Annotated in this window: 12 protein-coding genes; all 12 read left to right on the top strand. The window is 63.7% G+C overall.

Annotation, left to right across the window (positions count from 1 at the left end):
• Nucleotides 1-3 precede the first annotated feature (3 nt).
• A complete protein-coding gene (gene murD, locus EN990_RS24500; RefSeq protein WP_127370083.1) occupies nt 4-1,404 on the top strand; it encodes a UDP-N-acetylmuramoyl-L-alanine--D-glutamate ligase in 1,401 nt (466 codons plus the stop codon).
• Complete coding sequence (ftsW, locus tag EN990_RS24505) at nt 1,404-2,555, top strand: putative lipid II flippase FtsW (protein WP_013530956.1); 1,152 nt, start codon at nt 1,404-1,406, stop codon at nt 2,553-2,555. Before murD ends, ftsW begins: the two co-directional genes overlap by 1 nt.
• A gap of 1 nt (nt 2,556) precedes the next feature.
• The gene (gene murG, locus EN990_RS24510; RefSeq protein WP_013530957.1) at nt 2,557-3,684 is read left to right on the top strand and encodes an undecaprenyldiphospho-muramoylpentapeptide beta-N-acetylglucosaminyltransferase; all 1,128 of its coding nucleotides are present in this window, start codon (nt 2,557-2,559) and stop codon (nt 3,682-3,684) included.
• A complete protein-coding gene (gene murC / locus EN990_RS24515; protein WP_013530958.1) occupies nt 3,681-5,087 on the top strand; it encodes a UDP-N-acetylmuramate--L-alanine ligase in 1,407 nt (468 codons plus the stop codon). Before murG ends, murC begins: the two co-directional genes overlap by 4 nt.
• Entirely contained in the window at nt 5,084-6,049 is a 966-nt protein-coding gene (gene murB / locus EN990_RS24520) for a UDP-N-acetylmuramate dehydrogenase (protein WP_013530959.1), read from the top strand. Before murC ends, murB begins: the two co-directional genes overlap by 4 nt.
• A gap of 389 nt (nt 6,050-6,438) precedes the next feature.
• Complete coding sequence (locus EN990_RS24525; protein WP_127369544.1) at nt 6,439-7,365, top strand: D-alanine--D-alanine ligase; 927 nt, start codon at nt 6,439-6,441, stop codon at nt 7,363-7,365.
• Nucleotides 7,353-8,294, top strand: coding sequence for a cell division protein FtsQ/DivIB (locus tag EN990_RS24530; protein ID WP_127369545.1), 942 nt, complete (start codon nt 7,353-7,355; stop codon nt 8,292-8,294). Before EN990_RS24525 ends, EN990_RS24530 begins: the two co-directional genes overlap by 13 nt.
• Nucleotides 8,291-9,598 (top strand): cell division protein FtsA, encoded by a 1,308-nt coding sequence (gene ftsA, locus EN990_RS24535; protein WP_013530962.1) that lies wholly within the window; start codon nt 8,291-8,293, stop codon nt 9,596-9,598. The genes EN990_RS24530 and ftsA overlap by 4 nt, the downstream gene beginning before the upstream one ends.
• A gap of 68 nt (nt 9,599-9,666) precedes the next feature.
• The gene (gene ftsZ, locus EN990_RS24540; RefSeq protein WP_127385037.1) at nt 9,667-11,346 is read left to right on the top strand and encodes a cell division protein FtsZ; all 1,680 of its coding nucleotides are present in this window, start codon (nt 9,667-9,669) and stop codon (nt 11,344-11,346) included.
• A gap of 281 nt (nt 11,347-11,627) precedes the next feature.
• On the top strand, nt 11,628-12,578 hold the full coding sequence (gene lpxC, locus EN990_RS24545) for a UDP-3-O-acyl-N-acetylglucosamine deacetylase (RefSeq protein WP_013530964.1): 951 nt from the start codon (nt 11,628-11,630) through the stop codon (nt 12,576-12,578).
• 263 nt (nt 12,579-12,841) lie between these two features.
• Nucleotides 12,842-13,711 carry an outer membrane protein assembly factor BamD gene (locus tag EN990_RS24550; protein WP_013530965.1) on the top strand — a complete coding sequence of 290 codons (870 nt, stop codon included), beginning with the start codon at nt 12,842-12,844 and terminating at the stop codon, nt 13,709-13,711.
• Between the two features lie 119 nt (nt 13,712-13,830).
• On the top strand, nt 13,831-15,046 hold a 1,216-nt coding region (locus EN990_RS24555; RefSeq protein ID WP_164766151.1), incomplete at its 3' end, for a DNA repair protein RecN.

Raw genomic sequence — 15,046 nt, forward strand, 5'->3', positions numbered from 1 at the left:
CCTTTGATCCCCGCCGCATCCTTTTCAGGCAAGCGCGTTTCGCTCTTCGGGCTCGGTGGCTCGGGGATCGCGACGGCGCGCGCGCTGATCGAGGGCGGCGCGGACGTGCTGGCCTGGGACGACAATCCCGACAGTGTGGCCAAGGCCGCCATTGCCGGTATCGCGACCGCTGATTTGCGCGGCGCCGACTGGGCGAAATTCTCGGCCTTCGTGCTGTCGCCTGGTGTGCCGCTGACGCATCCCAAGCCGCATTGGACGGTGGAACTGGCGCGCGGCTCAGGCGTCGAGATCGTCGGCGACATCGAGCTTTTCTGCCGCGAGCGGATGCTGAGCGCGCCGACAGCGCCTTTCATCGCCATCACCGGCACCAACGGCAAGTCGACGACGACCGCGCTGACCGCGCACATCCTGAAAGCCGCGGGACGCGATGCCCAGATGGGCGGCAATATCGGCCGCGCGGTGATGACGCTCGATCCGCCCGAGCCCGATCGGCACTATGTCGTCGAGTGTTCGTCCTACCAGATCGACCTCGCGCCCTCGATCAATCCGACGGCCGGCATCCTGCTCAATCTGACGCCCGATCATCTCGACCGCCATGGCACCATGCAGCACTACGCCGCGATCAAGGAGCGGCTGGTGGCCGGCAGCGAGACGGCGATCGTCGGCGTCGACGATTCCTGGTGCGCGCAGATTGCCGAGCGGCTGGAGCGGGCGGGGCGGCATGTCATCCGCATTTCCAAGCGCCTGCCGCTGACCGACGGCTATTTCGCCGATGGCAGCAATTTGATGGAAGCTGTGCACGGCCGTTACAGCCGTGTCGCCTTCCTCGAAGGCATCGGCTCCTTGCGTGGCCAGCACAATGCCCAGAACGCTCTGGCTGCGGTCGCCGCTTGTCTCAAGATCGGGCTGGAGCTTGGCGAGATCCAGTCGGGACTGGAAAGCTTTCCCGGCCTCGCGCACCGCATGGAGCAGGTCGGCCGCAAGGACCATGTGCTGTTCATCAACGATTCCAAGGCGACCAATGCCGATGCTGCGGCGCCGGCGCTGTCGAGCTTTGCACGCATCTACTGGATCGCCGGCGGCCTGCCCAAGGAAGGCGGCATCGAACCCTTGCGCGGCTTCTTCCCGCGCATCGCCAAGGCCTATCTTATCGGCGAGGCGGCGCCGGCGTTTTCGGCGACGCTGGGCGAGGCCGTGCCCTACGAGATTTCAGGCACGCTGGCCGCGGCGGTCGAGCACGCCGCGCATGATGCGGCTAAGGACGACAGCGGCGAGGCGGTGGTGCTGCTGTCGCCGGCCTGCGCCAGCTTCGACCAGTTCAAGAATTTCGAAGTTCGCGGCGAAGCCTTCAGGCAAGCTGCGAATGCTATCGAGGGTGTGAAACCCATCGGAGGGGCACGATAATGCAGAGCCGTCTCGACAAAAGTCCGGTTGCGACCTGGTGGTGGACGATCGATCGCTGGTTCCTGGCGGCGTTCCTGTCGCTGATGGGCCTCGGTATCGTGCTGTCCTTCGCGGCGAGCCCGGCGGTCGCCGAACGCATCGGCCTCGACAGTTTCCACTTCGCCACCAGGCAGATCATCTTCACCGTACCGGCGCTCGGCGTGATGCTGGCTGTGTCGTTCCTCGATTCCAGGCAGATCCGGCGCATGGCGCTGATCATGCTGTGCCTGATGCTGGTGCTGATGGTGGCGGTGCTCTACATCGGCGTCGAGGTGAAGGGCGCACGCCGCTGGGTGTCGCTTGCCGGCCTGTCGATCCAGCCGTCGGAATTTTTGAAACCAGCCTTCGTCATCATGTGCGCCTGGCTTTTCGCTGAGCACAAGCGCCAGCCCGACATTCCCGGCAATCTGTTCGCCATGTTGCTGCTGGTACTGGTCGTGTCGCTGCTGGTGGCGCAACCGGATCTCGGCCAGACCATGCTGACGACCGGCACCTGGGGCATCATGTTTTTCATGGCCGGGCTGCCCTGGCTGTGGATCGTTGCGCTGGGTGCCGCCGGCGTCGGCGGCGTTTTCGCCGCCTATACGGTGTTCCCGCACGTTGCCTTGCGCATCGACAAGTTTCTTACCGGCGAAGGCGACACATTCCAGGTCGATATGGGACGCGACGCGCTGATCAATGGCGGCTGGTTTGGCGTCGGACCAGGTGAGGGCACAGTCAAGCGCGTTATTCCCGACAGCCATGCCGACTTCGTCTTCTCGGTCGCAGGCGAAGAGTTCGGACTGATCATGTGCTTCTTCATCATGTCGATATTCGCCTTCATCGTGCTGCGCGGCCTCAACACGGCGCTGAAGGAGCATGACGATTTCACCCGCTACGCGGTCGGCGGCCTCGTCACCGTCTTCGGCTTGCAGGCGGTCATCAACATGTGCGTCAACCTCCAGCTTGTGCCGGCCAAGGGCATGACGCTGCCGTTCATCTCCTATGGCGGCTCCTCGCAGATCGCCATCGCCATCTCGATGGGGATGGTGCTGGCGCTGACACGCAAGCGGCCGGAAAAGCGCAAGCAGATGGGCTTTGGCCTGTCGCAACGCGCCGTGCCGGCGGAGTGATATGGCCAGAGGCGTCATCCTTCTCGCGGCAGGCGGCACCGGCGGGCATCTTTTCCCGGCCGAGGCGCTGGCGCATGAGCTGAACGAGCGCGGCTGGTCGGTGCACCTGGCAACCGACGACCGTGCCGAGCGTTTCGCCGGCCATTTTCCGGCCGCTGCCGTCCACCCGATCCAGTCGGCGACGATGGGCTCGAAAAACCCTTTTGCCCTGCTTGGTGCCTTCTGGAAAATCTGGCGCGGCGTGCGCCAGGCTTCTGCCGTCATCGCCAGGATCAAGCCGGATGCCGTCGTCGGCTTCGGCGGCTATCCGACCTTGCCGCCGCTCTACGCGGCGACACGGCGCAAGGTACCGACCCTGATCCATGAGCAGAACGCGGTGATGGGGCGCGCCAACCGGGCGCTGGCCGGCCGTGTCGACGCGATCGCCGGCGGCTTCCTGCCGCAGGACAGCAGTGCAGCCGGGGTCAAGACGGTGACGACAGGCAATCCGGTCCGGCCTGCGGTGCTGGAAGCGGCCAAGACTGCCTATGCGGCATCTGCCGGGGATCAACCGTTCCGCCTGCTGGTTTTTGGCGGCAGCCAGGGCGCCCAATTCTTTTCCGATGCCGTGCCGGGAGCCATTGCGCTGCTTTCCGACGCCCAGCGCAAACGGCTGGTCATTACCCAACAAGCGCGCGCCGATGACGTGGCGCGGGTCAAGGCGGCCTATGCCACCCTTGGCGTCGCCGTCGAGGTCTCGCCCTTCTTCACCGATATGGCGGCACGCATGGCGGCCGCTCATCTGGTGATCTCGCGTTCCGGCGCCTCGACCGTCTCGGAGATCGCCGTCATCGGCCGGCCGGCGCTGCTGGTGCCTTACCCCCATGCGCTCGATCACGATCAGGCGGCGAACGCGGCGGCCCTTGCCGCTGCCGGCGGCGGCGAAGTGCATCCGCAATCCTCGCTCTCGTCCGAACGCATCGCAGCGCTTGTCGGCGGGCTGATGGACGACCCCGATCGGCTGACGGCGATGGCGGCGGGTGCGAAATCGGCCGGCAGGCCGGACGCGGCACGGTTGCTCGCCGATCTTACAGAGGCTATTGCGTCCAAAAAAACCGTTTCGGATTTCAGGAAGGGGACGCAAGCATGAAGATGCCGCAGACCATCGGCCTTGTGCATTTCATCGGCATTGGCGGCATCGGCATGAGCGGCATTGCCGAAGTGCTGCACAATCTCGGCTACAAGGTGCAAGGGTCCGACCAGGCCGAAAGCGCCAATGTGCAGCGGCTGCGCGACAAGGGCATTGAATGCTTCGTCGGCCATAGGGCCGAGAATCTCGGCGATGCCGAGGTGGTGGTCGTCTCGACGGCGATCAAGAAATCCAACCCTGAGCTGAAGGCCGCGCGCGAAAAGCTGCTGCCGATCGTGCGCCGGGCCGAGATGCTGGCCGAACTGATGCGCTTTCGCCAGGCGGTGGCGATCGGCGGCACGCATGGCAAGACGACGACGACCTCGATGGTGGCGACCTTGCTCGATGCGGGCGGGCTCGATCCGACCGTGATCAATGGCGGCATCATCAATGCCTACGGCACCAACGCCCGCATGGGCGACGGCGAATGGATGGTGGTCGAGGCCGACGAGAGCGACGGCACCTTCCTGAAACTGCCGGCCGAGATCGCGGTCGTCACCAACATCGACCCCGAGCATCTTGACCACTATGGCAGCTTCGACAAGGTGCGCGAGGCGTTCCGCCAGTTTGTCGAGAACGTTCCGTTCTACGGTTTTGGCGTGATGTGCACCGATCACCCCGAAGTGCAGGCGCTGGTCAGCCGCATCGAGGACCGCCGGGTCATCACCTATGGCGAGAATGCGCAGGCCGACGTGCGCTTTACCAATCACCGCATGTCAGGTGCCATTTCGGAATTCGACGTGGTGATCCGCGACCGCAAGACCGGCGGCCAGACTGTCATAGCAGGCCTGCGCCTGCCGATGCCCGGCCGTCACAACGTCTCCAACGCGACGGCAGCAATCGCGGTCGCGCACGAACTCGGCCTGTCGGCCGAGGCGATCAAGAAGGGCCTGTCGTCCTTCGCCGGCGTCAAGCGCCGCTTCACCCATACCGGTTCGTGGGACGGCGTCGAAATATTCGACGATTACGGCCACCATCCGGTCGAGATCTCGGCGGTGCTGAAGGCGGCGCGCAGCGCCACCCAGGGTCGTGTCATCGCCATTGCCCAGCCGCATCGCTTCACCCGGCTGCATGATCTGTTCAACGAGTTTTCCACCTGCTTCAACGACGCCGACACAGTAATGGTGGCGCCGGTCTACGCGGCCGGCGAAGAGCCGATCGACGGCGTCAGCTCGGACGCGCTGGTGTCGCGCATCCGCGCCGGCGGTCATCGCGACGCGCGCTACATCGAGGGCCCGGCGGCGATTGCGCCCATCGTCCGTGACCTGGCCAAGCCGGGCGATTTCGTCGTCTTCCTTGGAGCCGGCAACATCACCCAATGGGCCTATGCGTTGCCCAAGGAGCTTGGCGGGACCGTCTCATGATGCACGGCCAGGCCCTGATCGACAGACTTGGCGACCGGCTTGCCGGCCTGCGTGGCCGCCTGACGCCGAACGCCGAGATGGACAAGATCACCTGGTTCCGTGCCGGGGGGCTGGCTGAAGCGTTGTTCCAGCCGGCCGATGAGGAGGACCTTGCCGCGTTCCTGAAAGCCGTTCCCGAAGAGATACCGCTGACGGTCGTCGGCGTCGGCTCCAACCTTCTGGTCCGCGATGGCGGCATCGAGGGCTTTGTCATTCGGCTTTCGGCCAAGGGCTTCGGCGATGCCGAGGTGATTTCGCCAATCAGGATCAAGGCGGGAGCTGCTACCCCCGACAAGCGCGTCGCAGCGGTGGCGCTCGAGGCCGGCATTGGCGGCTTTCATTTCTACCACGGCATTCCGGGTGCAATCGGCGGTGCGCTGCGAATGAATGCCGGCGCCAATGGCGTCGAGACGCGCGAGCGCGTCATCGAAGTGCGAGCACTCGATCGCAAGGGCAATGTGCAGACGCTGAGCAATGCCGATATGGGATACGCCTATCGCCATTCGGCGGCTCCTTCCGGGCTGATCTTCACCTCCGCCGTGTTCGAAGGCTTTGCCGAGGACAGGGCGACCATCAAGGCTGCGATGGAGGCCGTGCAGAACCATCGTGAGACCGTGCAGCCGATCCGCGAGAAGACCGGCGGCTCGACCTTCAAGAATCCCGACGGCACATCGGCCTGGAAGGAGATCGACAAAGCGGGCTGCCGCGGCCTGATGATCGGCGGCGCGCAGATGTCGCCGATGCATTGCAACTTCATGATCAACACCGGAACCGCGACCGGCTACGACCTTGAATATCTCGGCGAGACGGTGCGCACGCGGGTGCTGGAGAATTCCGGTATCCGGCTGCAATGGGAAATCAAGCGCATCGGCAATTTCCGGCCAGGGCATGCCGTTCAGGAGTTTCTCGGGCAGCTCCTTTAAGGTGCTGATATTCAGGTGATGCTCCGCTCCGGTTCTCGAAAGCCATCGTTTTCGACTCGGCCTGACCTGAATCTCGACACACCTAGCGCCTCGTTGAAGTTCATGTGATGCGTGAACTTCAACGAGGCGAAAAACGGTCCGCGACCGTTGCCGCAAAGACTCAACGACACGCTTTTCGCATCCATTTTCTCAGAAAGTGAATCTCTCGGAATCGTAAGCACTTGCCAGTGAATCAACTCTCTGATTCTCTGCTCGAAAGCGTTTCCTGATTTGAGTCGTTCGACGCGTTTTCAGCGTTTTCCGTCTGGGGGGCAACCTGCCGGGAGACTCTGACTCAATGTTGCGGAAAATCTGGTTTTGGTCCGCCGTGAGAGAGGGGATGCCGGGGAATGAAAAACAAGCATGTGGCCGTCCTGCTGGGTGGTTTTTCGTCCGAGCGGCCCGTGTCCCTGTCCTCCGGAAAGGCTTGCGCCGATGAGCTTGAGAAGGAAGGTTACCAGGTCACCCGCGTCGATGTCCGGCGCGATGTCGGCTCCGTGCTTGCCGAGCTCAAGCCCGATGTCGCCTTCAATGCGCTGCACGGCCCTTTCGGCGAGGATGGCACCATCCAAGGCATCCTCGAATATCTCGGCATTCCCTACACCCATTCCGGCGTGCTCGCCTCGGCTCTGGCCATGAACAAGGAGCAGGCCAAACGGGTTGCCAAGTCGGTCGGCATCGTGGTCGCCGAATCGAAGGTCGCCAGCCGCTTCGCCATCCAGAACAAGCATCCGATGAAGCCGCCCTATGTGGTCAAGCCGGTCAATGAGGGCTCAAGCTTCGGCGTCGTCATCGTGCATGAAGGCCAGTCGCATCCGCCGCAGGTTCTTGGCTCGTCGGAATGGAAATATGGCGATGCCGTCATGGTCGAGCGCTACATTCACGGCAGGGAGCTGACCTGCGCGGTGATGGGCGATGTGGCGCTGGGGGTCTGCGAGATCATCCCGACCGGCCATTCCTTCTACGACTATGATTCAAAATATGTCGCCGGGGGATCAAAGCACGAATGCCCCGCAAAAGTTTCACCGAATATTTACCAAAAAATACAAACACTGGCGCTCAAGGCTCACCAAGCGATCGGCTGTCGGGGCGTTTCCCGGTCGGACTTCCGTTATGACGATCGGCATTCCGAAAACGGCGAGATTGTCTGGCTCGAGGTCAACACCCAGCCGGGTATGACGCCGACGTCCTTGGTGCCTGAAATCGCCGCCCAGGCCGGGCACTCGTTTGGCGATTTGTTGAGTTGGATGGTGGAGGACGCTTCGTGTCTGCGTTGAAATGGGGACAGGGTAGGGAGAGGGGCGCGGCCGGTCCGGCGCTGTTCGGCCTGTCGTTGCCGTTGGACCATTTCGTGCTGCCGCGGATGCTGCGCCGCCCGGTGCGCATTATGGCGCGCCTCGGTGTCGGGGAATTCCAGGCGCCGCGCTTTTCCGCGGCCATGATGTCGGCCGTGCTGATTTTCTCGAGCAGTGCCTATGGCGCCTATCTCGGCGGTCATATCGACGGTATCGTGCAGAGCATCACCGCCCGTACCGGATTTGCCGTCGATCAGGTCAAGGTGGTGGGCAATCGCCAGACCTCGGAAATCGATATACTCGACAGGCTTGAACTCGACGGCTGGACGTCGCTGATCGGCTTTAATGCCGAGGCCGCGCGGGAACGAATTGCGACCTTGCCGTGGATCGAGGTCGCGGCGGTGCGCAAGGTCTATCCGCATACGCTGGAAGTGCGTGTCGAGGAGCGTGAGGCTTTCGCGCTCTGGCAGCAGGGTGACGAGCTTTCGGTCATCGAGAGGAATGGCGCCATGATCGCGCCGTTCTCGGGCGGCAAGCAGGTGCTTCTGCCTCTGCTGATCGGCACCGGCGCGCCGGCGAGCGCGCCCGATTTCCTGGCCAAGGTCGAAAAATATCCCGAGCTCGCGAACCGGATCAAAGGTTATATCCGTGTCGGCGAACGGCGCTGGGACCTGAAGCTGGACAATGGCATCACCATCAAGCTTCCCGAGGACGACGAGGATCAGGCCCTCGCCGAACTCGTGAAGATGGATCATGACAACGGTTTGCTGTCGCGCGACATCGCCGCCGTCGACATGCGCCTGACGGACCGGCTGGTCGTCCAGTTGACGGCGGAAGCGGCGACGCAGCGCGAAGCCGCCCTCAACGAGAAACCCAAGAGCCTGAAGCGCAAGCCGGAGACGAAGATATGAGCTGGCTTGGCAGTCCTGGCGATGCCGCGTCGCGCCGGTCTGGCACCCTGACGGTGCTGGATGTCGGTTCGAGCAAGGTCTGCTGCATGGTGGCCAAGCTCAAGCCGTGCGATGACGGCAAGCTGCTGCGCGGCCGTTCGCACCGGATCCAGGTGATCGGCATCGGCCATCAGAAGTCGCAAGGCGTGAAGTCGGGTGTCGTGGTCGATCTCGACAGGGCGGAGCATGCCATCCGCCTTTCCGTCGACGCAGCCGAGCGCATGGCCGGGCTGACGGTCGATTCGCTGATCGTCAACATGACGGCCGGCCGGCTGAAGAGCGAAGCCTTCTCCGCCACCATCAATCTTGGCGGCCACGAGGCCGACGAGGCCGACATCAAGCGCGTTCTCGGTGCTGGCGCCAAGCAGGCGCTGAAGGCCGAGCGCGAAGTGATCCATTCGCTTCCCGTCGGCTTCTCGCTGGATGCCGAACGCGGCGTGCGCGATCCGCGCGGCATGGTCGGCGACGCACTCGGCGTCGACATGCATGTGCTGACCGGCGACGCCGCGCCGATGCGCAATCTGGAGCTGTCCATCAACCGTTCGCATCTGTCGGTCGAGCGCATGGTGGCGACGCCCTATGCCAGCGGGCTGGCGGCGCTGGTCGACGACGAGCTGGAAATGGGTGCGGCCTGCATCGACATGGGCGGCGGCACGACGACGATCTCGGTGTTTTCGGAAGGCAAGTTCGTCCATGGCGACGCCATCGCCATCGGCGGCAACCATGTCACGCTGGACATGGCCAAGGGGTTGTCGACCTCGCTTGATGCCGCCGAACGGCTGAAGGTGATGCATGGTTCGGCGCTGCCCGGCAGCGCCGACGATCGCGACCTGGTCTCGATCCAGCCGATCGGCGACGATGGCGACGTGCCCTTGCAGATCCCGCGCTCGGTGATGACGCGTATCGTGCGCGCCCGCATCGACGAGACGCTCGAACTGCTGCGCGACCGGCTGAACAAGTCCGGCTATGGCAATGCAGTGGGCAAGCGTGTGGTTCTTACCGGCGGCGCCAGCCAGCTTGCCGGCCTGCCGGAGGCGGCGCGCCGCATCCTGGGACGAAATGTGCGCATCGGCCGCCCGCTCGGCGTGGCCGGCCTGCCGGAAGCGGCGAAGGGGCCGGCCTTCTCGGCCGCGGTGGGGCTTCTGATCTACCCGCAGATGGCGAGCTTCGAGAGCCATCCGGCGAAAGGAATTTCCGGTCTCAAAATGACCGGAACGGGCGGAAAACTGCATCGCATGAGTCAGTGGTTGAGAGACAGTTTCTAAAATTGACGGGGACAGCCCCATAGGCGGCCGCGGCGGCGAAGCGGCGTGAAAGGCAAAGGACGGAGACAATGACCATCAATCTGCAAAAGCCGGACATCACCGAGCTTAAGCCGCGCATCACCGTGTTCGGTGTCGGCGGCGGCGGCGGCAATGCCGTCAACAACATGATCACCGCCGGTTTGCGCGGCGTCGAGTTCGTGGTGGCCAACACCGACGCGCAGGCGCTGACCATGTCGAAGGCAGGCCGCCTGATCCAGCTCGGCGCTCACGTCACCGAGGGGCTCGGTGCGGGATCGCAGCCGGAAGTCGGCCGTGCGGCGGCGGAAGAGTGCATCGATGAAATCCTCGATCACCTGACCAACACCCATATGTGCTTCGTGACAGCCGGCATGGGCGGCGGCACCGGCACCGGTGCTGCTCCCGTCGTTGCGCGCGCAGCGCGCGAAAAGGGCATCCTCACCGTCGGCGTCGTCACCAAGCCGTTCCACTTCGAAGGCCAGCGCCGCATGAAGACCGCGGACTTCGGCATCGAGGAATTGCAGAAATGCGTCGATACGCTGATCGTCATCCCCAACCAGAACCTGTTCCGGCTGGCCAATGACAAGACCACCTTCGCCGATGCCTTCGCCATGGCCGACCAGGTGCTCTATTCCGGTGTCGCCTGCATCACCGACCTGATGGTCAAGGAAGGCCTGATCAATCTCGACTTCGCCGACGTGCGCTCGGTCATGCGCGAGATGGGCAAGGCGATGATGGGCACCGGCGAGGCTTCGGGCGAGGGCCGCGCGATGGCCGCCGCCGAAGCGGCGATCGCCAACCCGCTGCTCGACGAGACCTCGATGAAGGGCGCCAAGGGCCTGCTGATCTCGATCACGGGCGGCCGCGACCTGACGCTGTTCGAAGTCGACGAAGCGGCGACCCGTATCCGCGAGGAAGTCGACCAGGACGCCAACATCATCCTGGGCGCCACTTTCGACGAGGAACTCGAAGGCGTCATCCGCGTCTCGGTGGTTGCCACCGGCATCGACAAATCGGCGGCTGAAATCGCCGCTGCGCCGATCTCGATCCGCACGGCGCCTCCGAAGCCGGTCAGCCGCCCGGCGGCTCAGATCGCGGAGGCTCGCCCGGCGCCTGTCCAGCAGGCGGCCTACGAGCCACGCGCTGTCGACCCTGTCGCCGAAGCCATCCAGCTGGCCGAAGCCAATGCCGCGGCGATGGCGCAGGCGCGCCCGGCTCCTGTCGCTCAGGCAGAAGATTTCCGCCCACAGAGCAAGATCTTCCAGGCGCCGCCAGCACAGCCGATGCCGCAGCCGGTGGTCCAGCAGATGCAGCCGGCCCCGCAGCCGCGCGAGATGCTGCGCGAAGCCCCGCAGCCTGTTGCCATGGCGCCTCAGCGTATGCCGCGCGTCGAGGACTTCCCGCCCGTCGTCAAGGCCGAGGTGGATGCCAAGAGCCGCCCGGTTGACCACGAGAACAACAGCGGACCGATGGGCCTGCTGAAGCGCCTGACCAACGGACTGACCCGCCGCGAGGAAGAACCCGCAAGGCTGCAGCCGGCGCAGCCGCGCGAGCCCAAGCTGCGCCAGGCCGCGCCCGAAGTGCGCCGCCTCGCCAGCCAGGATGCGCAGCTCTATGCGCCGCGCCGTGGCCAACTCGACGATCAGGGCCGCCTGACGCCGCAGGTGAGGACGACTCAGGAAGACGATCAGCTGGAGATTCCGGCGTTCCTGCGCCGCCAGGCCAACTGATTGGTAAACGGACTGTAACATTTGTTAACAGGCAAGCGAGGAATCGCTTGCCTGTTAACGTTTTAAATGATGTGATTTCAACAACTTACAAAGTCGCACCCATTCCAGTTCGCGGTTACACAGAGTAAGAAACCGTGATTTGGAGTCTCCCTGACGGGACATTATCTTCGCTGCCTACCATCATCGGTTTGCCGGGATTTCGGGGGAAGTCGCCCTGCCAACCGATTCACACAAGAGCCGCGCCCTCGGGCTGGAGAAGCGGACCTAGGCATTACGGGCTTATGGGGATTGTCTTGCACGACTATCAGACGACATTGAAGACGCGCGCGTCGCTTACTGGCACCGGCGTCCACAGCGGCAAGGAAGTGTCCATCAGCTTCATGCCGGCGGATGCCGACACCGGCATCGTTTTCCAGCTTTTCAACGGTGCCGAGCAGGGCCGCGAGTTTCGTGCCCTGGTCTCGGAAGTCGGCGCCACCGACCTGTGCACCATGCTTGGTGATCCCGCCGGCGAGCATATCGCCACGGTCGAGCACATCATGGCGGCGCTGTTTGGGCTCGGCATCGACAATGTCGCTGTCGAGATCGACGGTTCCGAGGTTCCGATCTTCGATGGCAGCGCCATGGCGTTCGTCGAAGCCATCGACCAGGCGGGCATCGAGACGCTTTCGGTGAAGCGCCGCTATATCAGGGTCATCAAGCCGGTCCGCATCGAGAACGGCGCCTCGTGGGCGGAGTTTCGGCCCTATGACGGAACCCGTTTCGAGATCGAGATCGACTTCGAAAGCCCGGCGATCGGCCGTCAGCTGTTTGCCTCCGACCTCAATGCCGATATTTTCCGTCGCGACATCGCGCGCGCCCGCACCTTCGGCTTCATGAAGGATGTCGAGCGGCTGTGGGCTGCAGGCTATGCGCTCGGCTCCTCGCTGGAGAATTCGCTAGTGATCGGCGACGACAACCGCGTCATCAACATGGGCGGCCTGCGCTATCCCAACGAATTCGTGCGCCATAAAACGCTGGACGCCATGGGCGACCTGGCGCTGGCCGGTGCCCGTTTCATCGGCTGCTTCCGCTCCTATCGCGGCGGCCACAGGATGAATGCCGCGGCCCTGCGCCGCCTGCTGTCGGATCGCACGGCGTTCGAGATCGTCGAGACGACGCGCCGGGAGCGTGGCCGCAGCGCCGAGATGAACGCCGTCAACGCGCCGCTCTACGCGCCCTGGATGATCTGATTTTCCCAGGTTTTTCGGGTTCCATGGGCGATAGCGCGTGTTGCAGGAATGCACCACCCGCCAGTGAAATTGCGTTGATGTCCAAGCTGCGTCCGGCCGCCACAAAAATGTGCGATTGGCCGGAGATAGCGTTGCCGGGCAAGGCGGTTATGGTTTATGGCTGCTGCCGTCGATTAGTGCATGTCGTTCAAAAGTGGGGACCAGTTTTGAAACAATGGCATGCAACTGGCATTGAAATAGCGCCGAAAGGGCGAGATCCAATCATGTTCTTCAAGCGAGTTGGTCAATTGAAAGCACCGCAGAGGGCCGTTTTCCTGGCGCTTTCAGTAGTTGTTCCATCGCTCTTCCTGTCGGCCTGCATGTCGTCGGAGAAAGATATCGACCTGTCGACCTATGTCGACCAGACCGAGCCGGCCGATGTTCTCTATAACCAGGGCCTTGCCAATCTCAATGCCGGGCGCCTGCAGGAGGCGAGCCGCAAGTTCGACGCCGTCGACCGCCAGCATCCTTATTCGGAATGGGCCCGCAAATCGATGGTGATGGGCGCTTTCGCCGACTATCGCCAGGGCAATTACGACGAGGCGATCGGCTCGGCCAAGCGTTATCTCACGCTTTACCCGTCGACCGATGACGCTGCTTATGCGCAGTACATCATCGGCTTGAGCTACTACCGCCAGATCAAGGACGTGACGCAGGACCAGAAGGAAGCGCGTCAGACCGTCCAGACGATGCAGGATCTGGTGACGCGCTGGCCGACATCGGAATATGTCGACGACGCCAAGGAAAAGATCCGCTTCGCCAACGATCAGTTGGCCGGCAAGGAGATGCAGATCGGCCGCTACTATCTCGAGCGGCGTGAATACATTGCCGCCGTCAAGCGCTTCCGCACCGTGGTCGAGAACTATTCCAACACGCGCCATGTCGAGGAGGCGCTCGCGCGTCTGACCGAAAGCTATTACGCGATGGGTCTGACTTCGGAGGCGCAGACGGCCGCCGCCGTGCTCGGCACCAACTACCCTGACAGCTCGTGGTACAAGGATTCCTACAAGCTCTTGCAGAGCAATGGGCTCGCACCGCGCGAAAATGCAGGGTCGTGGATATCCAAGGCCGGAAAGATGATCACCGGCGCCTGACGTATGAGCATCGACTGAAGCGTTCACAGCGCTTTTCGGATTGATCCGGTGCTCAAACAAAAAGATAGTGCGGCGCTGCGACTGCAAATGGTCGCGTGCCGTTCTAGATTCGGGTTCTGATGCTTTCCAGACTGTCGATCCGCGATATCGTCCTGATCGAGAAGCTGGATATCGACTTCCAGCCGGGTCTTTCGGTGCTGACCGGCGAAACCGGTGCCGGCAAGTCCATCCTGCTCGATGCCTTGTCGCTGGCGCTTGGTGCGCGCGGCGACGCGTCGCTGGTGCGCCATGGCGCGGCGCAAGGCCAGGTCATCGCCGTCTTCGACGTGCCGCGCAACCATCCGGCCCGCACGCTGCTTGCCGACAATGCGATCGAGGATGACGGCGACATCATCCTTCGCCGCCTGCAGACCGCGGACGGCCGCACCCGTGTCTTCGTCAACGACCAGCCTTCGAGCGTCACCTTGATGCGCGATGTCGGGCGCGCGCTGGTCGAAATCCACGGCCAGCATGACGAACGCGCTCTGGTCGATCCCGGCGCTCACCGCGAGGTGCTCGACGCTTTTGGCGGCCATCTCGGCGCCGTTCGCTCAACTGGCGAGGCATGGCGGCATTGGCGCGCCTGCGAGCAGGAACTGTCGCGCCACCGTGCCAAGGTGGCGGCGGCCGCGCGCGAGGCCGACTATCTGCGTGCGGCGGTGGCGGAATTGACCAAGCTCGATCCGCAGCCGGGTGAGGAGACCGATCTTGCCGAACTGCGCGCGTCGATGATGCGGGCCGAGAAGATCGCGTCCGAAATCCATGACGCGCAGGATGTGCTGTCCGGCCCGTCCTCGCCCTTGCCGCAACTGGCCAGCCTGCTGCGGCGGCTGCAGCGCAAGGTGACCGAGGCGCCCGGCCTGCTCGACGACGTCGTCAAGTCGCTCGACGAGGCGATGTTGTCGCTTGACGCGGCGCAATCGGGGGTCGAGGCAGCACTGCGCGCCACCGAATATGATCCGCAGCGGTTGGAGAAGGCGGAGGAGCGGCTGTTTTCGCTGCGCGCGGCCTCGCGCAAGCACAGCGTCGCCGTCGACGATCTGGCGCAGCTTCGCGACACGATGTCGGCCGATCTTGCCGATCTCGATGCCGGCGAGGAGCGCCTGCACGGGCTGGAAAAGCAGGCCGCCGCGGCACGCGAGACCTACGACATTGCCGCCGCGCAGCTGTCCTCGCTTCGTCATGCGGCGGCGGTCGGCTTGACCAAGGCGGTCATGGCGGAATTGCCGGCGCTCAAGCTCGAACGCGCCGCCTTTATCGTGGAAATGAAGAGCGAGGCCGAGAGCCGCATGGAAG

It is taken from the genome of Mesorhizobium sp. M7A.F.Ca.US.005.03.1.1, assembly GCF_003997975.1.
GTDB classification, from domain to species: domain Bacteria; phylum Pseudomonadota; class Alphaproteobacteria; order Rhizobiales; family Rhizobiaceae; genus Mesorhizobium; species Mesorhizobium ciceri.